28 protein-coding genes and 1 tRNA gene are annotated in these 22,946 nt (G+C 64.2%); 12 read left to right on the forward strand and 17 right to left on the reverse strand.

From position 1 onward, the window contains the following. Window positions 1–25: 25 nt before the first annotated feature. Together pbpC and XI02_RS23060 are read right to left on the reverse strand one after the other, a co-directional pair. Window positions 26–2,140, reverse strand: coding sequence for a penicillin-binding protein 1C (gene pbpC / locus XI02_RS23055; protein ID WP_018271725.1), 2,115 nt, complete (start codon window positions 2,138–2,140; stop codon window positions 26–28). Beyond that, window positions 2,137–7,344, reverse strand: coding sequence for an alpha-2-macroglobulin (locus tag XI02_RS23060; protein ID WP_026192791.1), 5,208 nt, complete (start codon window positions 7,342–7,344; stop codon window positions 2,137–2,139). Before XI02_RS23060 ends, pbpC begins: the two co-directional genes overlap by 4 nt. A gap of 287 nt (window positions 7,345–7,631) precedes the next feature. Between XI02_RS23060 and XI02_RS23065 the strand changes: the two genes are divergently transcribed. Continuing rightward, window positions 7,632–7,708: transfer RNA gene (locus tag XI02_RS23065), tRNA-Arg, on the forward strand. 23 nt (window positions 7,709–7,731) lie between these two features. On the opposite strand, the gene XI02_RS23070 is transcribed toward XI02_RS23065, so the two are convergent. From XI02_RS23070 to XI02_RS23085, 4 genes are all read right to left on the reverse strand, one after another. Then, the gene (locus tag XI02_RS23070; protein ID WP_157183460.1) at window positions 7,732–7,908 is read right to left on the reverse strand and encodes a hypothetical protein; all 177 of its coding nucleotides are present in this window, start codon (window positions 7,906–7,908) and stop codon (window positions 7,732–7,734) included. 32 nt (window positions 7,909–7,940) lie between these two features. Next, the gene (locus tag XI02_RS23075; RefSeq protein WP_016842518.1) at window positions 7,941–8,474 is read right to left on the reverse strand and encodes a hypothetical protein; all 534 of its coding nucleotides are present in this window, start codon (window positions 8,472–8,474) and stop codon (window positions 7,941–7,943) included. 26 nt (window positions 8,475–8,500) lie between these two features. Further along, the gene (locus XI02_RS23080; RefSeq protein ID WP_016842517.1) at window positions 8,501–9,055 is read right to left on the reverse strand and encodes a hypothetical protein; all 555 of its coding nucleotides are present in this window, start codon (window positions 9,053–9,055) and stop codon (window positions 8,501–8,503) included. 91 nt (window positions 9,056–9,146) lie between these two features. After that, on the reverse strand, window positions 9,147–9,377 hold the full coding sequence (locus XI02_RS23085; RefSeq protein ID WP_026192797.1) for a hypothetical protein: 231 nt from the start codon (window positions 9,375–9,377) through the stop codon (window positions 9,147–9,149). A gap of 172 nt (window positions 9,378–9,549) precedes the next feature. Between XI02_RS23085 and XI02_RS23090 the strand changes: the two genes are divergently transcribed. Beyond that, window positions 9,550–9,813 carry a hypothetical protein gene (locus XI02_RS23090; RefSeq protein WP_125459261.1) on the forward strand — a complete coding sequence of 88 codons (264 nt, stop codon included), beginning with the start codon at window positions 9,550–9,552 and terminating at the stop codon, window positions 9,811–9,813. Window positions 9,814–9,865: 52 nt separating this feature from the next. On the opposite strand, the gene XI02_RS23095 is transcribed toward XI02_RS23090, so the two are convergent. Then, window positions 9,866–10,177: a hypothetical protein gene (locus XI02_RS23095; RefSeq protein WP_125459262.1), complete on the reverse strand. Its 312-nt coding sequence runs from the start codon at window positions 10,175–10,177 to the stop codon at window positions 9,866–9,868. 275 nt (window positions 10,178–10,452) lie between these two features. On the opposite strand from XI02_RS23095, the gene XI02_RS23100 reads away from it, so the two are divergent. Further along, a complete protein-coding gene (locus tag XI02_RS23100; protein WP_168388445.1) occupies window positions 10,453–10,629 on the forward strand; it encodes a hypothetical protein in 177 nt (58 codons plus the stop codon). Window positions 10,630–11,537: 908 nt separating this feature from the next. Next, window positions 11,538–11,975: a DUF992 domain-containing protein gene (locus XI02_RS23105; protein ID WP_018271792.1), complete on the forward strand. Its 438-nt coding sequence runs from the start codon at window positions 11,538–11,540 to the stop codon at window positions 11,973–11,975. A gap of 665 nt (window positions 11,976–12,640) precedes the next feature. Here XI02_RS23105 and XI02_RS23110 read toward each other — a convergent pair. Both XI02_RS23110 and XI02_RS23115 read right to left on the reverse strand, forming a co-directional pair. Then, window positions 12,641–12,880 (reverse strand): YdeI/OmpD-associated family protein, encoded by a 240-nt coding sequence (locus tag XI02_RS23110; RefSeq protein ID WP_016842509.1) that lies wholly within the window; start codon window positions 12,878–12,880, stop codon window positions 12,641–12,643. A gap of 20 nt (window positions 12,881–12,900) precedes the next feature. Further along, the gene (locus tag XI02_RS23115) at window positions 12,901–13,314 is read right to left on the reverse strand and encodes an SRPBCC family protein (RefSeq protein WP_016842508.1); all 414 of its coding nucleotides are present in this window, start codon (window positions 13,312–13,314) and stop codon (window positions 12,901–12,903) included. A gap of 233 nt (window positions 13,315–13,547) precedes the next feature. On the opposite strand from XI02_RS23115, the gene XI02_RS23120 reads away from it, so the two are divergent. Then, on the forward strand, window positions 13,548–13,853 hold the full coding sequence (locus tag XI02_RS23120) for a hypothetical protein (protein ID WP_026192799.1): 306 nt from the start codon (window positions 13,548–13,550) through the stop codon (window positions 13,851–13,853). Window positions 13,854–13,869: 16 nt separating this feature from the next. Here the strand turns inward: XI02_RS23120 and XI02_RS23125 are convergent, their stop codons facing one another. The 3 genes from XI02_RS23125 to XI02_RS23135 all read right to left on the reverse strand — a co-directional run bounded on the left by XI02_RS23125 (window position 13,870) and on the right by XI02_RS23135 (window position 15,789). Then, on the reverse strand, window positions 13,870–14,505 hold the full coding sequence (locus tag XI02_RS23125; protein ID WP_018271793.1) for a 2-dehydro-3-deoxy-6-phosphogalactonate aldolase: 636 nt from the start codon (window positions 14,503–14,505) through the stop codon (window positions 13,870–13,872). Window positions 14,506–14,516: 11 nt separating this feature from the next. Beyond that, on the reverse strand, window positions 14,517–15,431 hold the full coding sequence (locus XI02_RS23130) for a 2-dehydro-3-deoxygalactonokinase (protein WP_018271794.1): 915 nt from the start codon (window positions 15,429–15,431) through the stop codon (window positions 14,517–14,519). Window positions 15,432–15,573: 142 nt separating this feature from the next. After that, window positions 15,574–15,789: a hypothetical protein gene (locus XI02_RS23135; protein ID WP_026192800.1), complete on the reverse strand. Its 216-nt coding sequence runs from the start codon at window positions 15,787–15,789 to the stop codon at window positions 15,574–15,576. Between the two features lie 208 nt (window positions 15,790–15,997). Here XI02_RS23135 and XI02_RS23140 point away from each other — a divergent pair, with 208 nt between their 5' ends. Further along, window positions 15,998–16,174: a hypothetical protein gene (locus XI02_RS23140; RefSeq protein ID WP_167350394.1), complete on the forward strand. Its 177-nt coding sequence runs from the start codon at window positions 15,998–16,000 to the stop codon at window positions 16,172–16,174. A 90-nt stretch (window positions 16,175–16,264) separates the two neighbouring features. Here the strand turns inward: XI02_RS23140 and XI02_RS23145 are convergent, their stop codons facing one another. Next, window positions 16,265–16,534: a hypothetical protein gene (locus XI02_RS23145; protein ID WP_174770980.1), complete on the reverse strand. Its 270-nt coding sequence runs from the start codon at window positions 16,532–16,534 to the stop codon at window positions 16,265–16,267. 140 nt (window positions 16,535–16,674) lie between these two features. Further along, complete coding sequence (locus tag XI02_RS23150) at window positions 16,675–16,851, reverse strand: hypothetical protein (protein ID WP_016842502.1); 177 nt, start codon at window positions 16,849–16,851, stop codon at window positions 16,675–16,677. Window positions 16,852–17,039: 188 nt separating this feature from the next. Here XI02_RS23150 and XI02_RS23155 point away from each other — a divergent pair, with 188 nt between their 5' ends. Together XI02_RS23155 and XI02_RS23160 are read left to right on the forward strand one after the other, a co-directional pair. Further along, on the forward strand, window positions 17,040–17,264 hold the full coding sequence (locus XI02_RS23155) for a hypothetical protein (protein ID WP_016842501.1): 225 nt from the start codon (window positions 17,040–17,042) through the stop codon (window positions 17,262–17,264). 208 nt (window positions 17,265–17,472) lie between these two features. Beyond that, window positions 17,473–17,829, forward strand: coding sequence for a DUF6481 family protein (locus XI02_RS23160; protein ID WP_018271797.1), 357 nt, complete (start codon window positions 17,473–17,475; stop codon window positions 17,827–17,829). Window positions 17,830–17,885: 56 nt separating this feature from the next. On the opposite strand, the gene XI02_RS23165 is transcribed toward XI02_RS23160, so the two are convergent. Next, window positions 17,886–18,065 carry a hypothetical protein gene (locus XI02_RS23165; RefSeq protein WP_018271798.1) on the reverse strand — a complete coding sequence of 60 codons (180 nt, stop codon included), beginning with the start codon at window positions 18,063–18,065 and terminating at the stop codon, window positions 17,886–17,888. A 384-nt stretch (window positions 18,066–18,449) separates the two neighbouring features. On the opposite strand from XI02_RS23165, the gene dctP reads away from it, so the two are divergent. The 3 genes from dctP to XI02_RS23180 are packed head-to-tail and all read left to right on the forward strand — an operon-like array spanning window position 18,450 to window position 21,378. Then, the gene (gene dctP / locus XI02_RS23170; RefSeq protein WP_026192802.1) at window positions 18,450–19,472 is read left to right on the forward strand and encodes a TRAP transporter substrate-binding protein DctP; all 1,023 of its coding nucleotides are present in this window, start codon (window positions 18,450–18,452) and stop codon (window positions 19,470–19,472) included. Continuing rightward, window positions 19,469–20,023, forward strand: coding sequence for a TRAP transporter small permease (locus XI02_RS23175; protein ID WP_016842495.1), 555 nt, complete (start codon window positions 19,469–19,471; stop codon window positions 20,021–20,023). Before dctP ends, XI02_RS23175 begins: the two co-directional genes overlap by 4 nt. After that, window positions 20,020–21,378, forward strand: a complete 1,359-nt coding sequence (locus XI02_RS23180) for a TRAP transporter large permease (protein ID WP_018271800.1) — start codon at window positions 20,020–20,022, stop codon at window positions 21,376–21,378. The genes XI02_RS23175 and XI02_RS23180 overlap by 4 nt, the downstream gene beginning before the upstream one ends. Window positions 21,379–21,417: 39 nt before the next feature. Here the strand turns inward: XI02_RS23180 and XI02_RS23185 are convergent, their stop codons facing one another. Then, window positions 21,418–21,555: a hypothetical protein gene (locus tag XI02_RS23185; protein ID WP_018271801.1), complete on the reverse strand. Its 138-nt coding sequence runs from the start codon at window positions 21,553–21,555 to the stop codon at window positions 21,418–21,420. Between the two features lie 130 nt (window positions 21,556–21,685). Between XI02_RS23185 and XI02_RS23190 the strand changes: the two genes are divergently transcribed. After that, on the forward strand, window positions 21,686–21,841 hold the full coding sequence (locus XI02_RS23190; protein WP_018271802.1) for a hypothetical protein: 156 nt from the start codon (window positions 21,686–21,688) through the stop codon (window positions 21,839–21,841). A gap of 20 nt (window positions 21,842–21,861) precedes the next feature. Here the strand turns inward: XI02_RS23190 and XI02_RS23195 are convergent, their stop codons facing one another. Next, window positions 21,862–22,710 carry an SMP-30/gluconolactonase/LRE family protein gene (locus XI02_RS23195; protein WP_016842492.1) on the reverse strand — a complete coding sequence of 283 codons (849 nt, stop codon included), beginning with the start codon at window positions 22,708–22,710 and terminating at the stop codon, window positions 21,862–21,864. Window positions 22,711–22,946: the final 236 nt, after the last annotated feature.

A 22,946-nucleotide genomic window follows, 5' to 3' on the forward strand; every position in this document is an offset into this window, starting at 1 on the left:
CGTGCCGGTCCGCTTTCCCGCGCGATCATTGCACGCGGATCACAACGGTATCCGCGGCACCCGTGGCATCGATCACGGTGAGCCGGGCGAAGCCCGGCCCCGGCGGGTCGATCAGGCGCTGGCGCCGGCTGTCGATGTCCCCGGCTGAGACACCATTCACGAGCACCGTCAGCGGCAGCACCCCGCCGGCGACCTTGACCGGCAGCGCGGCATTGCGGCCGCCCTCGGATTGATCGACGTCGATGCGCGAGCCGTTCAGCGGAAACTGGATATGCGGAGCCTGGTCGCTGCCGCTGCGGACCAGTTCGCCGAGCGGCCGGAAGCGGCGCAGCGGCGGCGGCAGTTTCGCGTTGGAGGCGACCAGAACGCCGCGTGGCGGCTTCGGCAATGCCGCCGGGATCTTGCCGGTACGCGCAAAGGCATCGAACAGGATCGGCGCAGCGGCGGTGCGGCCGACCAGCCCCGGCACCGGCGCGCCGTCCGGACGGCCGACCCAGACGCCGATCGTGACGCGGCCGTCGAAGCCGACCGACCAGGCATCGCGATAGCCGTAGCTGGTGCCGGTCTTGAACGCGATCCGGTTGTGCACGCCGTTCTCCGGCGGCGGCGTGCCGAGCAGGACGTTGCCGACCTGCCAGGCCGCAGCCTGATCCATCAGCCGCATTGTGTCGCGGCCGTCATCGGCCTGCACGATCTCGCGCAGCGGCTTGGTGGCGCCGAGCCGCGCCAGGCCGGAATAGAGCTGGGCGAGATCCTGCAGCGTGACGCCGACACCGCCGAGACCCATCGCAAGGCCCGGTGCCTCGTCCTTCGGCAGCACGAGACTGGTGCCGGCCTGCTTCAGCCGCGACGACAGCCGGCTGGCACCGACGCGGTCGAGCAACGCGATCGCCGGCACGTTCAGCGACAATTGCAGCGCCTTGCGGATCGGCACCGTGCCCTGGAACGTCATGTCGAAATTTTCTGGCGCGTAGGTGCCGAAGCGGATCGGCCGGTCCTCGATCAGACTGTCGGGATGGACAAAGCCATCCTCGAAGGCAAGGCCATAGATGAACGGCTTCAAGGTCGAGCCCGGCGAGCGCACGGCGCGCGTCATGTCGACCTGGCCGGCCCGCCGCTCGTCGAAATAATCCGCCGAGCCGACGCGCGCGAGCACGTCGCCCGTCTCATTGTCGACCACGACGATCGCAACCGAGACGTCGGGCCCCTGCGCGATGGCGCGGTCGCGCGCCAGGGCCTCCAGGTTCCGTTGCAGCGTGGCGTCGAGCGTCAGCTTGATGACGGGCGTATCCTTCATCGTCGCGATCGCCTGATCGGACGAATGCGGCGCCAGGATCGGAATCTGCTTGCGCATCTTCGGCACCGCCGTCGCCGTGGCCTGCGCGGCATCGTCCTTCGACACCACGCCATCCTCGACCATGCGCTCGAGCACGCGGTCGCGGGCGGCGTGGGCCGCGTCCGGATAACGGTCGAGCCGCCGCCGCTCCGGCGATTGCGGCAGCGCCACCAGCAGCGCGGCTTCGGCGAGCGACAGCCGCTTCGGCTCCTTGCCGAAATAGGCGATCGAGGCGGCGCGGATGCCCTCGAGATTGCCGCCGAACGGCGCCAGCGCAAGATAGAGATCGAGGATCTGGTCTTTCGAAAGCTGCCGCTCCAGTTCGACCGCGCGCACCATCTGCCGCAGCTTTGCGTAGACCGAGCGCTGGTGGCGCGGCTCGATCAGCCGCGCCAGCTGCATCGTGATCGTCGAACCGCCCGAGACGATATGGCCGCTTGTGAGAAGCTGGAATGCGGCGCGCGACAGCGCCAACGGATCGATGCCGTGATGCTCAAAGAAGCGCTTGTCCTCATAGGCGAACAAGAGCTTCAGATAGGTGGGATCGACTGACGTCTTCGCGTCGACCGGCAGCCGCCAGCGCCCATCCGCCATCGCATAGGCGCGGAGCAGCTTGCCGTTGCGATCGATCACCGTGGTCGAGACCTGCTGGGCCTTGTCGAGCGGCAGCGGTCCGAGCGACACGACCCAGGCGGCGAATGCGCCGGCTGCGCTCAGCGTTGCGACGGCACAGATCGCAAGGACCGTCTTGATCCGTCGCCAGCGCGATCTGCGTACCGGTGCTGTCTTCAACGTTCCGCTCATTTCGCCGGCTTCACCTCAACGGCGCCGGTGCCGCTGCGGCCGTAGCGCGAGGGATTGTACATGTCCTCGACATAGGCCTGCGGCAGCACATATTTGCCCGGCGACACCGCGCGCACGACATAGGCGACCGTGAACACCGACTTGTCGTTGGCGCCCCGGTCGATCGCCGCCGTGAAGCGGTCATCGCGGAACTCGGTGTTCTTCGGCTCGACGCCGTCCTCGATCCACGCGAGCGTGCCGGAATCCCCCGATGACACCAGGTTCGGGTTGTCGATCTCGAGCCCGGCCGGCAGATAGTCGGCCACCATGACGTGCCCAAACTCCGGTTTTGCTTCCGTGACCTTCAGGACAACCGCGAAGCGGTCATTCTGTTTCGCCTTGCTGACATCGGCAGGCTTGCCGTCGAGCGTGAAATAGCTGCGCTCGATCTTGAAGCCGTTGGAGGCCGCCGGCTCCGGCGTGACCGGCGAGCCCGACACCGAGATCACCGCCTGCACCGGTGCGTCGCCGGTATTGGTGATCCTGAGTGGCTGGCCGGCCATCTCCTCGGCCTTGTAGCTGCGATAGACCGCGGTCTTGACCGGCTGGCCGTTGATGTCGAGGGCCAGCGTCTCCTTGGCGAGCGCCCGCGCCGCCAGCACCATCCACGCATTTTCCTGCGTCGAGGTGTAGGGCGACAGTCCGCGCGCCGCCTCGACCCGCAGCACGGCCTGCGTCAGCGTGGTGCGTGGCGCATTGCCCTCGCCCGCGAGCGAGACCAGCGCCGCCGCGTCGCGCAGCGCCGAGCCGTAGTCGACCCGGCCGAACTCGATCACGGGTTTCGGGTTCAGCGCATCGAGCGCGGCACCATAGACCCGCTCGGCCCTCGCCTTGTCGCCCACCAGCGCCAGCGCCGCGGCAAGCTGCGCCTTGGAGATCGGCGTCGCCAGATTGTTCAGCTTGGTGTCGGCGAGATAGCGCAGATCACCGATCGGCGCCGCGCCGTTGCGCGCGAGCACATAGAGGCCGTAAGCCAGATCGCGGCCGCCGTCCTTCTCCGGCTCGTTGGCGTTGACCACCGAGTTCCTGACGCGGTCGAGCGCGTTCTTGAACAGCACGTCCGGCACCGCAAAGCCCTTTTCGCGGGCCCGGGTCAGGAAGTCAGTGACGTAGGCATCGAGCCAGGCATCGTCGCCGCCCGCCGACCACAGGCCAAACGAGCCGTTGGACCCTTGTCGAGCGAGGAGCCGCTCGATCGCGTCGCGGATGCGCTGGTCGACCGCGGTGTCCATCGCGAGATGGGCGCCGGCGGCGAGATCGTTGACATAGAGCAGCGGCAGCGCGCGGCTCGTGATCTGCTCGGAGCAGCCATAGGGATAGCGATCGAGCGCCTTCAGAATGCTCGCGGCATCGAGCGCCGTCGACAGGCTCGCCGAGACCGACACGCTGCCGGTGCCCGGCACGAGATCGGAGAACATGTCCGAGGTCAGCGTCAGGCTTTCGCCCTTCGCCAGCGTGCGGATCGAACGGCGCGCCAGGACCTGCGTTGCCGGCTTGACGTCAAGCGCATAATGCCGCGCCAGCGTCAGCCCGTTCGGCCCGGAGATGTCGACGTCGAACTCGGCACGTCCGGCGCTGCCGGCCTCAAGACCCAGCGACAGCGAGGAGCGCTGCTTGGCGGCGAGCTTCATCGTCGTGGTCGAATTACCCGAAACCTTGATCGGGCCGCTCGCCTTGACGCTGATGGCATAGCTGCCGGCTGCACCTTCGACATTGTCGATATCCATGCTGATGGTGCCCTTGTCACCGGTCAGCAGGAAGCGCGGCAATGTCGCGGTCACCACCACGGGATCGCGCACGATCACGTCAACATTGGCGCGGCCAACCTTGGTTGCGCTCCACGCCACCGCCATCACCCGCGCGGTGCCGGCGAATTCAGGGATGTCGAAGCTCACCTCGGCAGTGCCGTCAGGCCCGACCGTGACGATGCCGGAATAGAGCGCGAGCGGCTTCTGCGTCGGCGGCGAGCCCTGCAGCTCGGCGCCGGCAGAGTCGCCGCCGCTGCGGATCTGGCCGCGGGTGCCCTGCATGCCGTCGATCAGCTGGCCGTAGAGGTCGCGGATCTCGGCGGTCAGGCGGCGCTGGCCAAGGTAGTAGTCGTCCGGCGCCGGCGGCTTGTAATTGGTCAAATTGAGAATGCCGACATCGACCGCGGCCAGCACCACCTTAGCATCCTCGCCGGGATTGAGCCCGCCGAGCTTGACCGGGATCTTCAGTGTCGAGCCCGGCCGCACCAACGCGGGCGGCGTCAGCTCGACGGCCAGCGTGCGCGCCTTCTTGTCGATCCCGAACCATTTCAGTCCGATCGCGCGGCCGGGCATGCGCCCGGCGGCGGCATCGAGCGGACGGCGCAACGTCGTCATGACATACGCACCGGTGCCCCAGTCCTTGCCGACGGGGAGCTTGACCTGCTGGGTGCCCTCCTTGACGTCGACGCTTTGGGTGGTCAGCAGGCGGTCGCCAAGCACGTAGACCGTCAGCTTGCCTGCTGTGCGCGCATTGACCGACACGGTCATCGTGTCGCCCGAGGCATATTCCGGCTTGTCGATCGAGGTTTCCAGCAGATCGGGTGTGTCGGCGCTGCCGTCGGAATACCAGCCGACGTCGAACTGCACCGAGGTGACGGGGCCGTCGGCGTCGGTCGATTTCACGTCGAGCCGGTAGCGGCCGGGCTGCGGCTGGAAGGTCAGGCGCATCGGCCTGTCGGCGGCAAGATTGACGTCGCCATCGGCAACGCGGCGGGTCGACTTGACCGGCTCATACTGCCAGGACGAATTCTGCCGGTACCACTGGTAGCGCGACTCGAGCTTCAACAGCTCGTAGCGCAGCCCGTTGCGCGGCAGCTGCTTGCCGTCGGGCGCGACGAACACGACGTCGAACTCGGCCTTGTCGCCCTCGGCCACGCTCTTGTCGCCGAACAGCGGCTTCACGCCGATCAGCGAGGCCGCCGGGGCCACCGGCAGTACGATCTTGCGCTCCACCGAGCGTCCGCCGGTCTCCGCCATGCGGATGTAGATCTGGGCCTCCTGTGGCCGCGTCGAGGTCGGCACCTTCTCGAGCTTCACCGGGAATGTCGCGGCGCCGTTGGCATCGGCCTCCGGCAGGTCCTCGATCGGGGTCCGCTCGTTGCTCGCGGTCTGCTCGTCGTCGACACCGAACTGATAGCCGGCATAACCGGGCCGGCCGTTCGCCGCGGGCGCCACCAGCATGTCGCCCTCGAGCTGCAGGCCCGAGGCCGGCGCGCCGTAGAGGAAGTGACCCGAGACCTGAAGTTCCACTGGAACTTCAGCTTTGATCACCTTCTCCTTGCTGGTCAGATCGAATTCGACCCGTTCGGGGATGTAATCCTCGACCATGAAGGTGGTCTCGCCGACCGACGAGCCCTTCGGATCGGTGAAGACACGGGCGCGCCAAGTGCCGGTCGGCACCGCCGAATTGAGCGCCACCGCCAGCATCCGGCCGCCGGCGCCCTGGTCGGGCAGCACGGCGCGGCGGAATTCGACGCCGTCGGGGCGCTCGATCACCATGGTCAGCGGCGTCCCGGTCAGGGCGTTGCCCTGCCCGTCGCGCAGCAGCGCGGTCAGATAGACGGTCTCGTTGGAGCGGTAGACGCCACGCTCGGCGTAGACGAAGGCGTCCGCGCCGGCCGGGATCGCCCGGCCCGCGACGCCGCGGTCGGTGAGGTCGAACGCATTGGTCTTCAGGCTCAGGAAGGCGTAATCGGCCTTCTCGCCCATGACCGTCAGCAACGCCGGCGACAACCCGCCCTCGCCGCGGGCCAGGCCTTGCTCGAACAGCACATGGCCGGCGGCATCGGTCTTGCGGGTGGCCAGGATCTCGTTGTTGCGGGCGACCAGCTTCACGTCGGCGTTGGCGACCGGTTCGGTCGAAGCCAGCGAGTTGACGAAGACGTGGATACCGTCATTGCCGGAGAAGGCCGACAGGCCCATGTCCGAAACGATGAACCATTGCGTCGCCAGCGTGCCGTCGTCGTCGGTACCCGGCCCCTTGGCCGCGGCGGTCATGACATAGACACCGGGCTGCAGATCGCCGAGCGCCTGGTCGACCGGAAACGCCGTGACGACGTCCTGGTTCAGCGTGGTCGCTGTCGCAAGCTCGCCGGACCATACCTTGACGCCGCGCTGGTCGCCGAGATCGGAGAGCTGGTAGCGGCTCAGCGTGCTCTGGAAGTCGCTGTCGATCACCGTGTTGATCAGGTTGCGGTCGCCGATCCGGAAGACGTCGACCTTGACCGCCGGCGTGTTGACGCTGACCACCGGGATACCGCGCTGTCCGGTCCGCGGCAGCACATAGGCCCGCCCGGTGAACCGCACGAACGGCTTGCGGTCGCGGACATAGATGTTGAACTCGGCCGATTTCGGCAGGGTCTCCTTGACAGTCGACGGCAGGCCGGCACGCAGATTGATGTTGTAGCGCTCGCCGTGCTTCAGCCCGTCGACGCAGAGCTGCTGGCCTTCCGCCGACAAGGCCGGCTTGTCGGTGCCGGCGAGCGCGAGATACGGCGCGAAGTCGACGCGCTTGGCGAGCTCCTCCGAGAACTGGAAGCAGGCCCGCGGCGAGGCCGCGTCGGAATCGACGGTATAATCGAGCAGCCGGAAACCGTGCTCGTCGCGCATCTTCTCGTACTGGCCGCGGACATCGGCGACCTCGCGCATGTCGAGCGACAGCCGCAAGCTGTCCAGCGCCGGGCGCCATAGCTTGCGCTCGGCAAGCGCTTTGCCGAGCACGGCCAGCGCGTCCGCCTCCTCGCCCGCATTGCCGGCGCGCTGATAGGCGATGTAGGCGGCAGTCGAGGCGCGCTCCATCAGGAACGTCTGTTCGCTTGAGCTCGCCGACCGGATCTGGAAGATCGTCCTGGCGAGGCGCAGCCAGTTGGCGCCGTCCTCCGGCGTGGTCGCCGCGATCTGGCCGAGGATCGTGAGCCCGCCGCGGAAATCATTGCGCTTGAAGGCGGCGTCGGCGTCGGTGCGCAGGGTCGCGGCCGATTTGTTGACCGCGCCGGCCTCGCTCTTGATCTGGGCTTCCAGCTTGATCGCGGAATCGGCGAGATCGTCGCGCTTGAAGGCCTTGTCCGCGGCCTGGGCGCCCACCAGGGCGAACGCCAGCATGGCGCATATCGTGGCGGCACGAACCAATCCGATCATGATGGAGCTCCTGAACGCCCCGCGGTCGAACGCCGCGTTGGGGCCAAAAGTGCGCGAAAAGGTGACGGAGTGAAGGCGCGGACATGAACGGACGAAAACGTCGCAGATCGCATTGCCGACATTCCTTTGACCAGCCCCCGGCGGCAGCGTCGTGCGGCCCGGCAGGCTGGACAGGCCAACGCAGGGCGGGTCCCTGCTCGCCTTTGTCGCTCGACCACAAAAATCGGTTCGGACGGACTTGGCGGAAAGGCGGATTTTTCATATTGGCGGTGCTACAAGGCCGCCACGGTCCCGTAGCTCAACTGGATAGAGTAGCGGATTTCTACTCCGCGGGTTGCAGGTTCGAATCCTGCCGGGATCGCCAGATGGCTTTTCCTGCTAATGATTTCAATAGCTTATCAGAAATTTTTCCAACCTCGGACTTGGGTTAGGCAATTTTCGATTATCGGACACATCGAATCCGGTTTGCAGTTTCGCCATAGCTGCAACAGCCAGTTTCTTGCGTGCGGCCTCGCGGCAATAGCGCTCAATCTCTCGGATGTCGGTGCGTCCGGTGATGGACATGATTTCGAGCGCCGTGAAATATGCTCGAAGGGTCAGATGCCATCTTCGCCAGTCGGCACACCCATGTGCCAGGTCTCTATTGGGAATTCACCGTACTTGGATGCAACGAGGCGTGCGTGCATGACGGGACCCGAGATCTTGGCGCCGATGGCCTCGATGATCTGCAGAACTTCGATCGGGCGAACGAGGTGGCCGCGCAGGATCAGACCTCCATCGTCTCGCCTGACCACGGGGTAGCGAAACAAATGCTCACTGTGAAAATCGGATAGCTTTTCAATCAGAGCTTCCGTGTGTTCAATCTCTATCACTAGGCCGAGGCTCTTTGCCCTTTCGTAAGCCTCCTGAATGCGGTGATGTAGCTTGAAAACGTCAGCATACGGGATGTCGCGCGAGAGAAGATAGGCTTTGAGCATCAGCTCGAGGCCATGGCTCATCAAAAAGTACGTTGGCGGGATTGTGTCCACTGCAGATTCGTCGCGAATGAGAGTATCCGCGGCGCGTAGATAGGCTACAGCCTCGTGCCAAAACTGGTTCGCCAAGATCCCAAGAGGCACACGATTGTTCATTGCGGCCGCACTAAATTATCCTCCGCTCACCGGCCATACAACTTCAAGGTAGAGCCGTGGGCCTCGATGGCTACCTCGACGCCTCCCAAAGTTGTTTTAGCCATCTCCTTATCGTTCTGCCGTTCTTTGTAACGGTCATAGTAGTCGGCGGCTTCCGCAGTGTATCCGCCCCTCTTTGCACAGTCATCGTTCAGCCGAACTAGTTCTCGTTCGAATGTCGCAAAGGCCGCCAGCTCCCTATCAGACAACCAGCCGCCCTTCACCGGCAAGTATTCGTTGATGACCGTCGACAGGCTTCTAGTCTCCAGTCGTTCTATAGCTCCGAAGTTGTTCGTCTCCGTGAACCACTGCGTAATGAGCGCTGAATGAGCCATCTCCGCCTCACGAGCCTCTCGGCTCTGCGTCGCCAGGACCTTTGCGGTCAGATCGCTAGCTTTTAGCGTCGCGAATTCCCGGACAACTCGGCTAAACAGGAAAAAGAAATCAGCCCTTATCATTCCTACCCATGGCTTGACGATTACGGCGCGCTCTTCAGGCGTAACCTTCAGCTCGCTCAATTGCGCATCGATGTCGTCGAGCACTGATTGCTTGTCTTTCGCTGATGGCGTTCCCAACCGGTTGCCCCAAGCTATAGTCAAGTAACTCGCTCGCGCGGAAATCTCGGCCAGTCGTCTAACGGTAGCCAGTGTAGCCACCGGTTTGTCGAAGTTTGGCCTCTACACCGAGAGTCTTGATGAATTCCACCTGCGGCAGGAAGACGATAAGCGAGCCCACGAGAAAGAACGTTCCGAGCGTGAGCGCCGAGCCCTTCTGGTTGTTGAACGCCTGATAGACGGCACCTAACATGGCGAACATCGACATGGCCGCTACGAAGTACGAGAAAATGTCCCTGACCTTGTCCATCCCGGCACCAACAAAAGCCGAGACTTTGTCTCGGCCATTGGTCCAAGAATACCAGCTTTTGATCTCCTCTAGGTTGCGAGGCACTGTTTTACACAGGGTAGTACTGCGCGACCAAAGGCTAATCCCCACCAGCGAGACACTCGCTATAGTTGCGGCGGGAATAGAGGGAAAGATGGCCGATAAAATTGAAATGCGGACGGAAAATCTTGATGGGCCGCAGAACGCGTTGGTTATTTTGCACCTGTGGACCGCTCTTAGACAGGCTGTGGTCGAGATGCACGCGCTGAACGGCTCACAGGCTGTCTTTGACTTTCAGCAGAAACTTATTCTTGGTGCAAAGAACGGTGAAGTCACCGGACTCCCTCTTGAACAAGAGAAGGCAGTCGTGGACACGGTCGTCAGGCTTTTTGAGGGACTCGTTTCCTTCGATGGATAGGCTGAACTTAGACGCGATCAAAATGAACTCGCTCATTTTCTAGCCCCCCTCTTCAAGCCAGAACCCGCCTCGCCTTCGCGTCCTTCACCGCAGCGACAACGCGCGTTGGCAATTCAGCCTTTAACTGGGAAATCTGCGTTTTCAGGCGAGCCAGCCCCGCAGCGTCTGCCCCGCGAGCGTCAATGCTGACGCTGACCGGCGCCGACACTCCGCCGCCCACGCAGCGATTACGCAGCACGTCGTTCGGAATGATCTGCGCTCCTCGAGGCACATTCATCAGTTCGGGGCCGTTCTTGCCAACCAGTGACAGCCCGCCAAGCGCGGAGTCGGTTCCTGAAGCGAATGCTGGCCTTGCTGCCGCCAATCCCCAACAGGCCCAGCAACCCACCGCCGCTCGAGCCACCAAACGCCGATGACCACAAATTGTCGGCAGGCATCTGAGCGAGTTTGTCAGCAATCTTGCTGGGGATCCACCCACACGGGCCAACGGGCAATTTGCTTTTGGACAGCCAGCTCATGGGAGGCTGGTTTCTCGGCCTCGGCGCCGCCGCTGCTTTCCGGCGGTCGATCCCGGATTAATCAAATGGGAACCTTCCAGGTGCAGAATAATTAACCGAAGTTAATCTTGGAGGCTGAGGAATGTCGGACGAAGACATCGCCCTGCGAGCCGTCAGTGCGGCCCAAGAGATCCTTGAGGAATATCTTGAACCGCGTCCGCGCTCCAATGAGCGGCTGATCCTTGATCGATTGGTTGAGATACTTGAGCAACCCAGCCTGATCGTTGCCGTCAATCGAAGTAAGCGAAGTCACGGCTGACCTTAACTGCTGCCCGAAGGTTAGGCAGTCGCCAAAAATCGCTATGGGACTCAACGGCACCAAATTGCCTAACCTTGGCGCTAACCAATTGTTCTATCTACATTCTGTTAATCCTGCTGCCGGGATCGCCACCCCACTCCCCGTTCAATGAAACCGTTTTCCAGAAGCCGCGAAGCCGGCCGGAAACAAACCCGGCGTAGTGTCTTGGGCGTTGGACCAAGGGGATTAGGTCATGTGGGATTTCATCAACGAGTTGTATCGGGATTTCTGCCTGGCTCGCCTGCAGGAAATGCGGAAGCTCGAGCATCATATCTGATCGGGCGGAGCATTGACGGCGATCAGCCGCTCTCGCCGCACGGCTAGGCATCCCGACAGTCGGACCTTCGCCAGCGCACAAGTCGCCAACACCAGTCCATCGCGGGACGCCAGTCGCCGTATGACTACGGGGGCGCTCGAACCTTGGCGCCGGTTTTGCAGACACAAACATGACTGGGATTGCGGGCCCAGATTGGAACAGGGCGCTGCCGGGACAATGCATTTCGAGCCCGGCGGCGTAATTTTTCGGGACAGGCTCACCGCCGTGATCCGAACGGCCTGGCGGCAGTGCCAGGACCGGCCCCGTTGCTTCGCCCCGTTGCATCTCCTGCCTGGAAATCGACCTTGCGCGAGCACGCTCGTTCGACGTCGATAGATCCACCGTCGAGGTGTGTGGGCCGGGACGACGATGAGTAAGTGTCGCCGTTGGTTGATCGTCGTCTTCCTGGCCCGTCGCTCGCGAACGTCGACCGTCGGCAGCAATCAAACCAATCTCTAAGGTTCTCTTAACCACAAGCGAAGGCCGCACGCGGGGTCGTAGGCCGATTGCGCGCCGATCCGCGTTGTCCAGCACCATGCGTACGACAAGCCGTTTGATCGCCTCGGCTCTGTGTGGTGCGGCGGTTCTCGCTGCGCCGCTCGCAGCCGCCAATGCGCAGCAGGTGCAGGCCGGAACGCTTGAGTGTCGCGGCGGCCCCGATACCGGGTTCGTCGTGGGTCCGGTGACCAACCTCAATTGCGTGCTGCACGTCGATAGCGCGCCGGACAGTCATTATGTCGCGGCCATCCGCAATCTCGGTGTTCAGATCGGAGATCAAGAAGTCGCCATGGCCTGGAAGGTGATGGCGCCCGTGCCGTGGCTTGGAAGCGACGATCTCGCCGGCGGCTACGCCCACGCAGACGGCGCCGGCGTCAACGTACTCGCCGGCGGCTCGAATAAGCCGATCACGTTGCATCCGAACGAGCAGAACGTCCCCTCAACGCCGCCCCTGAAAATCGAGAACCTCGAGATTCGGCCGGTGGATCGCTGACCCTGAGCGCAGCCAGGCGATGGCCGGCGCGGTTGCCAGAATGCACAACGCCGTCCGCTTGAAATAGATGCGGACGGCGCTGGCCCTAGCCCCAGGAAGGTGATGCAAAATCCTGACAGCTGCAACTCTGCACACTTTGTGCCAGCGGCGCATGTCCCAAATTGGCTATCACGCGGCATGGCCCAAATGGGCCATTTGGAAACACAGAAACAAAGATAGGTTAGGCAGCGAGGCGCCGGCGACGGTGTCTCACGACCAAAGTGTCTACTTGGCCTCAGCGTGGCCCACGCGCTGAGGCCTTTCTTTTTGATGTTCGCCCTGTGCCGTGAAATCACTCGCCGTCTTTATCATTCAGCGCACGAAAACGATTCCGTAGTTCTCCGTGCGTGAACAAAGTTCCGGCGGCGATTGAGAGAGCGATCGCTTTCTGTTCGTGCGTTGCAGGTTCCAACACTTGTCGTGAGCGCCGGCAGCGCGCTTCGCAATTTCTTAATCCAAGAATGCTTCTCTCGAAGATTGTGAGTGCCCGCCTCGGTCGTCGATATTTTCAGGACCGCGATGGACGATTCCGAGATCGACTTTTTCTTCGATGAACATTCGCACGACTTAAACATCAAGCGAGCGTTGCGGACGCACGGCGTGCAGCGATCACGCCACTGAGAGTCTCACTTTGGTTTGCTCGGCCGATGAGCCATTCCCATATACACCCCACCGGCCTTCAATTCCGTCAGCATCTGGTCGATCCGCTTGCGCCGTGTTGCAGTTCGCACGCTGCGGCCGATCCAGCGCAGATAGTCGTTGCGCTGATACGGCGGGCGCGCCTTGAACGCCTGCATCAGTCCGGTCGCATCAAGCTCGCGACGGATGCTCGCCGGCATCGCCGCGCGCGGTCGCTTCAGCGTCACGCCGCCCTCCGATCGCCGGATCAGGACCGCCGCTTTGCTTCGACGTAACGCTTGAAGTTATCCAGGATCGCCTGCCAGCCGCCGCGCTGCTGCTCGACCGAATGGGTATCCTCGCTGTCGAAGCTGACCTGCACCTTGACGCCGCCAGTCTCCGGCGTGAATGCGACCTGCGCGCTGCGATCGCCGAACGAATATTCGAGCAGCCGGGGCTCCTCGACCCTGGTGTAGGTGCCGGCGAAATCGAACCCCATGCTGCCGTCCTTGGCTTCCATTCGCGACGAGAAGGCGCCGCCGGTGCGCAGGTCGACGGTCGCGGCGGTCGTGTGCCAATCGTCAGAAGCCGCGTTCCACTGCTTGATGTCGTCAGGCGTCGTGTAGGCGCGCCAGACATCCGCGATCGGCGCGGCAACGGTCGTTTCGACGGCAATCCTCATATCTATTCCCTCGTTGCGATGGGGTGAAGCTGGCGCGCCTCCCGGGCGGCGCCGGACCGCGGCCATTCTATTAGGGCCATGGACGCCTTCGTCAAATGGCAATGCCCGGGCCACCGGGAACATGAGGCGATCCGGGACGCCATTCAACCAACCAAATGGTGCGTGGTCGTCACAAGAATTTCGTCAGGAATGACCGTGTATGGAAGACGGGTCGAATGCCCGGAGAGCGCGTCATGCGGAACCTCAACACTGTCCTGAGCAAGCTGAACGACCGCCTGCTGCGGCTGGAGGGCGAACTGTTCGTGCTGCGATCGATCGCGCGCGCCGCCCTCACCGCCGGCGACGAGTCCGCCGTCCGCACCCGCAAGCTGCTCGAAGGCGCAAAGCTCGCGCTGTCAGACGAAGCCGAACGGCCGCTGGACGCCGCGACCGGAAAATATGTCGCGGCCGCGATCGCCATGGTCGAAGAACTGCTCGAGAATCCGCGTGAGGCGGCGCCGCTGTTCAGGGTGATCGACGGCGGCAGGCGGGACGATTAGCGCGCTTGCACCGAGCCTAGCCGGCGCCCTGCACAGCCCGGTCATACGCCTCGATCGTCACCTTTGCCCTGACAGCAACATCAGCGGCGGTCATGCCCGGCTTGTAGAGGCTGCTGCCGAGACCGAAGGCGCGAATGCCCGCCTTCACATACTCAGCGAAATTCTGGTCCGAGACGCCGCCGACCGCAGCGATCATCACATCCGGTGGCAACACGGCGCGGATCGCGATGATGCCGGCGGCGCCGAGCACGCTGGCCGGGAAGAATTTCAGGCTCGACGCCCCCGCGCGCGCAGCGAGCAGCGCTTCCGTCGGCGAGAACACGCCGGGCATCGTGATCATCGCATGGTCCCGCGCGCGCGCCAGCACCTCGACATCGACATTCGGCGACACCATGAGGCGGCCGCCGACGTCATGCAGGCGGTCGACGTCTGCGGCAGTCAGCACCGTGCCGGCGCCGATCAGAACATCGGCCGGCGCGCGCTTCGCCGCGATCTCGATCGAGCGGAACGGCTCGGGCGAGTTCAGCGGAATCTCGATCGCGGTCATGCCGGCGTCGAGCAGCGCGCCGACGATGCCCGGCACCTCGTCCGGCTTGACGCCGCGCAGGATCGCGACCAGCGGGCGCTTCATCGGCGGAAACGGAATGCTCATGCGTTGATCCCTCAGTTCTTCCAGATCGCCGCCGCCGCGCCGACGAGGCCACGGCGAACCGCCTCCTCCGCATCCACGGCATCGAGCGGAATCGAAAGGCATTCGAGCGCCATCTGATAGAGCCGCTGCAACCGGCCCGAGGCAATCAGCGTCACCGGCGCTCCCTGCTTTGTCTCCGCAAGGCCGGCGGCGAGCTCGACGCCGATCAGCGTACCCGAGATCGTCTCACGCGCGGCCTGTGCGCTGCCGCCGAACAGCAGCTGTCGCGATCGCACGCGAAACAGCAGATTAGCGCTGAGCGCCGGCGCCGCGAACGCCTCCGCGACAGCCGCGCGGAACGCATCGCCGTCAACCGCCTCCTCGGCGCCGGCGACGGCGTGCGACAGGATGGTGTCGCGCGCGACCGCGCTGAACAACTCTCCGGTCATGAAGGTCGCAAAGCGCTCGACCGTTCCACCGCGGACCCGCACCCATTTGGAATGCGTTCCCGGCATGCAGACGAGCGCCTCGCCCGGCGCGTTCAAGCCGAGCGCACCCAGCAGCTGGGTCTCCTCGCCCCGCATGACGTCGGGCGCGGCGGTATCGCGCTGCGCGATCCCAGGCAGGATACGGATATCGCGCGCCTGCCCGCCGACCCCGACGGCGCCCTTGAGGATGTCCGAGAGATGCGCCGGCGTATCGATATAGCCGGCCTCGACCCAGCCCTGCCGCGCGCCCGCCATGCCGCAGATCACGACCGGCAGATCGGCCTGCACACCCAGCGCATCGAGATGCGATTGCAGCACGGCTGCAAAGCCGGTCCTGGCGGCCGCGGTCATGCCTTCATCGCTGCGCCGCTCGCCGAGCACCTTGCCACCGGCGCCCATCAGCCAGAGCCGGAAGCTGCTGGTGCCCCAGTCGACCGCGACATAGGAAATCCCGCTCATCGCGCCCTGTTCCACGCTCTCAGTGTCCGGCGCGCCGACGGCGCCGCTGCCCGGACGCGATAAAGGCGATCATCGCGCCACGCAAGGCGGTCCGTTGGCGTGACGCCGCGAGGCCTCGCTGGCATCAGATGCGCGGGATCGATTACCGCGCGCCCTTCAGCGTGCAGGAGGTCGTGCAGGTCGTCACGTTGCCGCGGTCACATTTGATGCAGGCGTTGACGCACTGATCCATGACCTTGGGATTGTACTGACTGTAAAGATTGGCCGCACAGCTGTTGGTCGATCCCGTAACCTCCGGGTCGGACCAGCAACCGGACAGTAAAAATGCTGCGGCACTCAAAATGGCGACCTTGCGCATAAGGCCTCCTGCCACGCTCTATCCGAGTAATGTTGCAAGTAACCTTGATAGGTTAGGTTAAATTCCGGTTTCAATTGCGGCCTTATTCTGAAGCAGTATTGCTTATCCACCGGACATTTCCCCAAGGTCCGGGCCCACACCGGCAAGGCCGTCAGGCGACCCCGCCTGGCGGCTTTGTTGCCCGGCAATGCACAAGGAAACCAACAAGATGGCCCGAAAGCCGCGGTGGTCGTTCAAGGAGGACCGACGACTGATGGAACTGGCACGCTCCTCGAAGTCGCTGGAGGAGGTCGTGAAGGCGACCGGCCGCTCGCCGGAGCGGATCAAGAAGATGGCCATGCGCCTCGGCCTGTCGATCAAGCCGCGCGGTACCACCAAGAAATAACTTGGACTGCGCCGCTGCGGCGGCCCGGCCGGCGCGCCTTCCAGCGAAATCGGCAGCGCCTCGCGTGCAGACAACGCGCCAGAAAAAGATCTAGAGCTCCGGCGGAAAATCGTCCTTCGCCCGCACCGGGATCGCCTTGACCTCGCCCTGCGGCTTGGCCTCAGCCTCCGCCTCGGTCGCCCGGGTGCAGGTGGTCAGCACGAAGGCGACCCGGCTGCATTGCCATTCCGGCCCGAGCGCCGCATTGGACACCGGCTCGGGCGACGCCAGCGTCAGGGATAGATACGCCACCAAAACGGCACCCGCCGCGCCTGCGGCAGCCAGCGCCGCGCCCTTTCCGGACCACAGCTTGGACATCATGGCCTTGGTTCCCGCCGATTTCCAGGAGTCGAGGCAGTCCGCCTGTCCGCGTGTGATCGGAATCACAACCGGAATCAAACAGTTCAGCCCGAGTCTTTGGGCTCGATGTGGGATCGATATTGCACTGCCGCAAGACGGGGTCAGCGCGCCGGCTCGATCACATTACAGTTGGTCCGGCCCGACATCAGGCAGTCCTGCATCTTGCTCGCCGCCGTCAGGTCATGCGCGAGCCAGAGGCCGACCGCGAGCATGACCACTGCGACCAGCAGTCCGATCAGCGCGCCCCTTCGGCTGCCTCCGTCGTCGGATTCGCTCATGCCGGCTTCGGTTCCCGATTGCCACGGTCCGCATCATGACGGTTTGCACGGTTGCGTACGATCAATTCTGCAACAGTCGCGCAACGAAATGCACGGCCGCGGCCGTCGGCACCGCAATTCCGTTGCGATCCAAGGGCGACTCGCGAAAGACTACTCGCTGAAGTGGAGCGCGTGTGCGGGGCGTGCCGATGAGCGAACAAGAAGCAACGACGTACGACTATCAGCGTTACAGGCAGTTGCTCTCGGAGGCTGTCGATGAGGGCAGCAGGCTGCGGCTGATCAGCCTGTTGATCACCGAAAAGGCGCGCGACAGGCTGGAAGCCCAGCGAGCCTCGGACCGGAGCGCGATGACCGCCGAGACGGTCGCCAAGGTCCTGGGTAACGGACGACGCGAGCACCTCCAGCGCGGCTGAACTTTTCAACAGCCCTTGTTCAACAGCCCTTGGTGACCAGCCACTCACCACGCGTCCGCGGGGCGAACGATGGCCGCTTGACGCTGGCTCATATCTCCCTTGCTCCACAGCCCTCCGTTCGCCACTGGCAATTTCGTCGCCATTCACTTATTGAAACGCCGAACCAACCCCATCCATCACCCGAACAGAAAGCAGCAAGGCTTCCTCTATGAGTGGCTTCAAGGAACCGGGTTTTGCCGACCGCCAGAAAGCGGCCCTGCAGGCGCGGCAAAACCTCCTCAACAAGTTTCGCTCCCAGCCGGGAGCTGACGATCCCGCTGTGAAGGCACGTGCCGAGGAGCGCGCGGCGATCGCCGACCGCCGCGCCAAGGCCAAGGAAGCCCGTGAGGCCGAAAAGGCCGAGCAGAAGCGCCGCGAGGAAGAGGCCGCAGCCGCCGAGGCCGCCCGCATTGCGCGCGAGAAGGAAGAGGAAACCGCCCGCGAGGAGGCGCTGCTCGCCGAGCAAAAGGCCAAGCGCGATGCCCGCTACGCGGCACGCAAGGAGCGCGGCAAGAAGAAGCGCTAAGCCGCAACCAGGCCCGCCAGAGCGGCGGGCCTGCGGACAGCAGGCGATGACGGCAGTCAGTTCTTCTTCATGCCGTCGTCTTTCTTCATCATCGCGCCGCCGTCCTTCTTCATCGCGTCGTCCTTCTTCATCGCGTCATCCTTGCCCATCTTGTCCTGAGCGAAGGCGGCGGGCGCCAGCGCCAGGCTGAACGAGAGCAGCGCGGCGGAAAGGCCGAGGCGGGTCTTGGTGGTCATGGTGATGATCCCTTGTGTGGTCGAAAGTGAGCGCGACGACTTGCCGCTCTCTGCTCGACGCACTTGCGCCGGCCGTCGTTACCTCCAATAACAAATTCTTGAAGCAGCGCGGCGCGATCATCGACGGATGGTCGCGCGACGGTTGAATAGCTACGGGCCGGCCCGCGGCTGTGTGCGCCGCAGCAACGGCAAGGCTTGAACGTCAGGACTTGAATGTCAGGACTTGAACGTCAGGACTTGAACGTCAGGACTTGCAGCCCCGTATCGGCTCGCACTATCAGGGCGCCTCGAACTATCAGATTAGAGAATATTCAGGCGAAGACCGGCTAAGCTAAGGCTCCGCGCCGGCCTAACAGCCACTCAAGAAGCTCTCAGGGGAGAACCATGCTCACACGCCGCCACGTCCTCGCTTCCGCCCTCGCCGCACCCGCCGTCCTGCGGATGGGCATCGGGACCGCGCATGCCGCAACCACGCTGAAGATCTCCCACCAGTTCCCCGGCGGCACCATCGACAAGGGCGACTTCCGCGACCGGCTGTGCAGGATGTTCGCGGCCGAGGTCGCCAAGCGCTCGGGCGGCGAGCTCACCGCCGAGGTCTACCCGAACTCGTCGCTGATCAAGACCAACGCGCAGTTCTCGGCGATGCGCAAGGGCGCGCTCGATCTCAGCCTGTATCCGATGCCCTATGCCGGCGGCGAATTGCCGGAGACCAATATCGGCCTGATGCCGGGCCTCGTCACCACCTACGATCAAGGCCTGCGCTGGAAGAAGGAGCCAGTCGGCAAGGCGCTGACCGACTTCCTCGCCGACAAGGGCATTCTGCTGATCTCCTGGGTCTGGCAGGCCGGCGGCGTCGCCAGCCGCTCCAGGGCGATCGTGGCGCCTGAGGATGCCAAGGGCCTCAAGGTGCGCGGCGGCTCGCGCGAGATGGACATGGTGCTGCAGACCGCCGGCGCCGCCGTGCTGTCGGTGCCCTCCAACGAGCTCTACGCCGCGATGCAGACCGGCGCCTGCGACGCCGGCATCACCTCCTCCACCAGCCTGATCTCGTTCCGCCTCGAGGAGGTCGCGAAATCGCTGACCTCGGGCGCCGGCGCCTCCTACTGGTTCATGCTGGAGCCGTTGATGATGTCGAAGGCGATCTTCGACAAGCTGCCGAAAAACCAGCAGGACATCATCCTCGCCGTCGGCACCGAGCTCGAGGCGTTCGGCCGCAAGGGCGCGCAGGACGACGATACCGAAGTCGCCAAGGTCTACGAGAAGGCCGGCGCCAAGGTCAGCGCGCTCGATGCAACCATTGTCGGCAAGTGGCGCGACATCGCGCGCGATACCGCGTGGAAGGACTATGGCGCCAAGACCGCTACCGCCGCCAACCTGTTGAAGCTCGCAAGCGACGTCGCCGCATGATGCATGGTCCGGTCGCGGATCAGGCCGAAACCGCAAGCATCGCCGCGGGCAACACGCCCGTGGCCTTGCTTGGGCGCGCGCTGTCCATCTGCAACAACATCATCGTGGTGTTCGCAGCCCTTGCCCTGGTCGCGGCCTGCGTGATCCTGAGCTACAGCGTGCTCGGCCGCGCCCTGTTCCACAGCCCGAACTACTGGCAGGACGAGGCGGCCGTGTTCCTCCTGGTCGGCGCCACCTTCATGACCTCGGCCTATGTGCAGAGCCAGCGCGGCCATGTCAGCATCGAGGCGTTCGTCGGGCTGCTCTCGGCGCGCGCCAACGCGATCAGGCTGTGGCTGGTCGACGTCGCGAGCTTCGCGTTCTGCGCCTTCTTCGCCTGGAAGTCCTGGACCCTGGCGCATGAAGCCTATGTCGACGGCCAGGTGTCCAACTCGATGTGGTCGCCGCCGCTCGCCATCCCCTACGTGCTGATGGCGCTGGGCATGACGCTGCTCTGCGTGCAGATCCTCCTGCAAATCATCATTCCGCTGACGGGTGGCGCGCGCCGATGACCGTGTTTGGTATTGGTATCTCCTACGGACTTGCCACCCTGTTTGCGATGTTCTCCGGCATGCCGATCGCATTCGCGCTAGGTGCCGTCGCGGTCGTGTTCATGGCGATCTACATGCCGGCGGCCTCGCTCGATACGGTGACGCAGAACGTCTACGAGGAGATGGCCTCGATCACGCTGCTGTCGATCCCGCTGTTCATCCTGAAGGGCGCGGCGATCGGCAAATCGCGCGCCGGCCAGGATCTCTATTCGGCGCTGCATGCCTGGCTGCACCGCGTGCCCGGCGGCCTCGGCGTCGCCAATGTGTTCGCCTGCGCCCTGTTCGCGGCGATGGCCGGCTCCTCGCCCGCGACCTGCTCGGCGATCGGTTCGGCCGGCATTCCGGAGATGCGCAAGCGCGGCTATTCCGGCGGCTTTGCCGCGGGGATCATCGCCGCCGGCGGCACGCTCGGCATCCTGCTGCCGCCCTCGATCACGATGATCCTGTTCGCGGTCGCAGCCGAGAAATCGCTGGGACGGCTGTTTCTCGCCGGCATCGGCCCCGGCCTGCTGCTGGTGACGCTGTTCGGCCTCTACGCCGTGTTCCGTTTCCGCAAGGAATACGCCATGGCCCGCGCCGTCTATGACGCGACCGGCAAGGACGCGGCGATCCTGCAGCATGACGAATTCACCATGGCCGAGCGCTTCAGCGCGCTGCCGCGCGTGATCCCGTTCGTGCTGCTGCTGACCGGCGTGATGATTGCGCTCTATGGCGGCTATGCCACGCCATCGGAAACCGCCGGCCTCGGCGGCCTCCTGGCGCTCGGGCTGATCGCCGTGATCTACAGCGTGTGGACGCCCAGCGACCTGTCGCCGATCCTGAAATCGACCATCCGCGAGTCCACCATGCTGATGCTGATCATCGGCATGTCGCTGCTCTATTCCTACGTGATGAGCTACCTGCACATCTCGCAGTCGGCGGCGGAAGCGATCGTCGCCATGCACCTGCCGCGCTGGGAGCTGTTGTTTGCGATCCTCGTGATGGTGATCGTGCTCGGCTTCTTCCTGCCGCCGGTCTCGATCATCCTGATGACCGCGCCGATCATCCTGCCGCCGCTGCGCGCGGCGGAGTTCGACATCATCTGGTTCGGCGTCGTCATGACCATCGTGATGGAGATGGGCCTGATCCATCCGCCGGTCGGGCTCAACATCTTCGTCATCCGCAACGTCGCGCCCGACATCCCGCTTAGCGAGGTGATCTGGGGCACGCTGCCGTTCGTGCTGCTGATGATGTTCGCAGTGCTGTTGCTCTGCTTCTTTCCGGAGATATCGACCTGGCTGCCGAACCTGATCATGGGGCCGGACGGCGGGCGCTAGACCGTTTTTGCGCAGAGGGGACGCGGCAAGACCGGAGCTTCAGGCGGCCTCCTGCTCCCGAGCCGCCAGCGCCTTCTCGATGCGGCGGACCAGCACCGCCGTCGGACGCCCGTCGCGCTGCAGCCGGCGGAGCTCGTTCCACAGCCTGATGATTTCGCGGTCTCGCTCGGCGTCCATGGCGGCACTCTCCCGGAGCGCGCCAATATGAACGAAACGAGAACGAAACTCAAGGCCTCGAAATGCCGTCAAGACGCGGTCACTCGTGCAGGAACCAGAGCGACGCGGCGCGATTGGTTCCTTCATGAAAATGGCCAAGACAATTCGCAAGCAGGCGCAGACCGCGGAGCGGGTCGCATCGACGACGGCCGACGCAATTGTCGCCAACCAGATGCGCTCCCTCGCCCGCGCCTTCAGGAGCCAGGCCGATATCCTGAAGAAGAAAGAGAAGAAAAAGAAGAAGTGATACGCGCCTGCGCCCGCGGCTCACGGATAGCCATCACCCGGTTTGTCGACCTCGACCATATCGATCCGCGACGTGGATCTGCCCTTGCGTAGCTCCTCGTACGACGTCTGCGCGCTCAGGCAGAACAGCGTCCTGCGGTCCGCGCCCCCGAGCGCGCAGGCAAGCGCGCGGCGGCCGGACACCGTGATGCGCTCGCGCTCCACACCAGTGCGATCGATCCGGACAAAAGCATCTTCCGTGAATGACGCGACCCAAGTCGCCCCGTCGGCATCGAGGCAGATGCCGTCGGGATCGCTGATGCTGCCGAACCGCCCGCGCAGGCTCAGGCCGCCGTCCGGCGCGATGTCGTAATCGGCGAGACCTCCGCCATCCATCTCGGCAACGACGAGCCGGCGATGGTCGGAGGAGACCGCAATGCCGTTGGGAAACGGCAAGCCTTCCGCGACGACACGCGCACTGCCGTCGGGCGTCACGAGGATGATCCGGCCGACGGCACCGCGGTGCTCCGGCGGCGGCAGGTCGAAGCCGAGATCGCCGACATAGGCGCGTCCCTGGCCGTCGATGATCATGTCGTCGATCGTGCCGGTCGCGACCTCGGAGAGATCGGCATAGAGCGACAGCGCTCCATCGGAAAGCCGCAGCAGCCGCTTCCTGAACATCGTCAGCACGACGATGTCGCCATCAGGCAGTACGCCGAGCCCACACGGCGTGTCGTCGGTCAGCGCAGCATGCTCCTGCAACTCGCCCGATGGGCTGATGCTCAGAAGCGTCCGCGCCATGCAATCGACGAACCAGAGCCGCCCTCGATGCCAGCGCGGGCCTTCGAAATAGCGGCCGCCGTCGAGGACGGTTCTGAGGCGAGCCGTCATGACGCACCGGCTCGAGAAAAGTGATGTTGCAGTGACATCGGCAGCCCCCACGTGCGCTCGCTACGACGATACAACTCACGCGGAACCGGTCAAAGCACGGTGCGGCCTGTCCATCTTCGTCCGTGAAAACCCGGTTCCCGCGGGTTCCACACGCCATATTCCATATTTCGCCGCGTTTTCCCTGTTGAGTTGCAGCTGCATTAAGACTCGAGAATCGAGGGTAGTGATAATCTGCG

Source organism: Bradyrhizobium sp. CCBAU 21365 (genome assembly GCF_015291305.1).
In the GTDB taxonomy this organism is placed as follows: domain Bacteria; phylum Pseudomonadota; class Alphaproteobacteria; order Rhizobiales; family Xanthobacteraceae; genus Bradyrhizobium; species Bradyrhizobium elkanii.

Bases quoted from the DNA above. Each gene is read 5' to 3' on its own strand.
- XI02_RS23070 (WP_157183460.1), bottom strand. From the start codon at position 7,908: ATGTCCATCACCGGACGCACCGACATCCGAGAGATTGAGCGCTATTGC.
- XI02_RS23195 (WP_016842492.1), bottom strand. From the start codon at position 22,710: ATGACGGCTCGCCTCAGAACCGTCCTCGACGGCGGCCGCTATTTCGAA.
- XI02_RS23190 (WP_018271802.1), top strand. From the start codon at position 21,686: ATGGCCAAGACAATTCGCAAGCAGGCGCAGACCGCGGAGCGGGTCGCA.
- XI02_RS23130 (WP_018271794.1), bottom strand. From the start codon at position 15,431: ATGAGCGGGATTTCCTATGTCGCGGTCGACTGGGGCACCAGCAGCTTC.
- XI02_RS23185 (WP_018271801.1), bottom strand. From the start codon at position 21,555: ATGGACGCCGAGCGAGACCGCGAAATCATCAGGCTGTGGAACGAGCTC.
- XI02_RS23140 (WP_167350394.1), top strand. From the start codon at position 15,998: ATGGCCCGAAAGCCGCGGTGGTCGTTCAAGGAGGACCGACGACTGATG.
- XI02_RS23120 (WP_026192799.1), top strand. From the start codon at position 13,548: ATGCGGAACCTCAACACTGTCCTGAGCAAGCTGAACGACCGCCTGCTG.
- XI02_RS23160 (WP_018271797.1), top strand. From the start codon at position 17,473: ATGAGTGGCTTCAAGGAACCGGGTTTTGCCGACCGCCAGAAAGCGGCC.
- XI02_RS23090 (WP_125459261.1), top strand. From the start codon at position 9,550: ATGGCCGATAAAATTGAAATGCGGACGGAAAATCTTGATGGGCCGCAG.
- XI02_RS23175 (WP_016842495.1), top strand. From the start codon at position 19,469: ATGATGCATGGTCCGGTCGCGGATCAGGCCGAAACCGCAAGCATCGCC.
- XI02_RS23115 (WP_016842508.1), bottom strand. From the start codon at position 13,314: ATGAGGATTGCCGTCGAAACGACCGTTGCCGCGCCGATCGCGGATGTC.
- XI02_RS23180 (WP_018271800.1), top strand. From the start codon at position 20,020: ATGACCGTGTTTGGTATTGGTATCTCCTACGGACTTGCCACCCTGTTT.
- XI02_RS23085 (WP_026192797.1), bottom strand. From the start codon at position 9,377: ATGGACAAGGTCAGGGACATTTTCTCGTACTTCGTAGCGGCCATGTCG.
- XI02_RS23165 (WP_018271798.1), bottom strand. From the start codon at position 18,065: ATGACCACCAAGACCCGCCTCGGCCTTTCCGCCGCGCTGCTCTCGTTC.
- XI02_RS23075 (WP_016842518.1), bottom strand. From the start codon at position 8,474: ATGAACAATCGTGTGCCTCTTGGGATCTTGGCGAACCAGTTTTGGCAC.
- dctP (WP_026192802.1), top strand. From the start codon at position 18,450: ATGCTCACACGCCGCCACGTCCTCGCTTCCGCCCTCGCCGCACCCGCC.
- XI02_RS23145 (WP_174770980.1), bottom strand. From the start codon at position 16,534: ATGATGTCCAAGCTGTGGTCCGGAAAGGGCGCGGCGCTGGCTGCCGCA.
- XI02_RS23100 (WP_168388445.1), top strand. From the start codon at position 10,453: ATGTCGGACGAAGACATCGCCCTGCGAGCCGTCAGTGCGGCCCAAGAG.
- XI02_RS23135 (WP_026192800.1), bottom strand. From the start codon at position 15,789: ATGCGCAAGGTCGCCATTTTGAGTGCCGCAGCATTTTTACTGTCCGGT.
- pbpC (WP_018271725.1), bottom strand. From the start codon at position 2,140: ATGAGCGGAACGTTGAAGACAGCACCGGTACGCAGATCGCGCTGGCGA.
- XI02_RS23155 (WP_016842501.1), top strand. From the start codon at position 17,040: ATGAGCGAACAAGAAGCAACGACGTACGACTATCAGCGTTACAGGCAG.
- XI02_RS23150 (WP_016842502.1), bottom strand. From the start codon at position 16,851: ATGAGCGAATCCGACGACGGAGGCAGCCGAAGGGGCGCGCTGATCGGA.
- XI02_RS23060 (WP_026192791.1), bottom strand. From the start codon at position 7,344: ATGATCGGATTGGTTCGTGCCGCCACGATATGCGCCATGCTGGCGTTC.
- XI02_RS23125 (WP_018271793.1), bottom strand. From the start codon at position 14,505: ATGAGCATTCCGTTTCCGCCGATGAAGCGCCCGCTGGTCGCGATCCTG.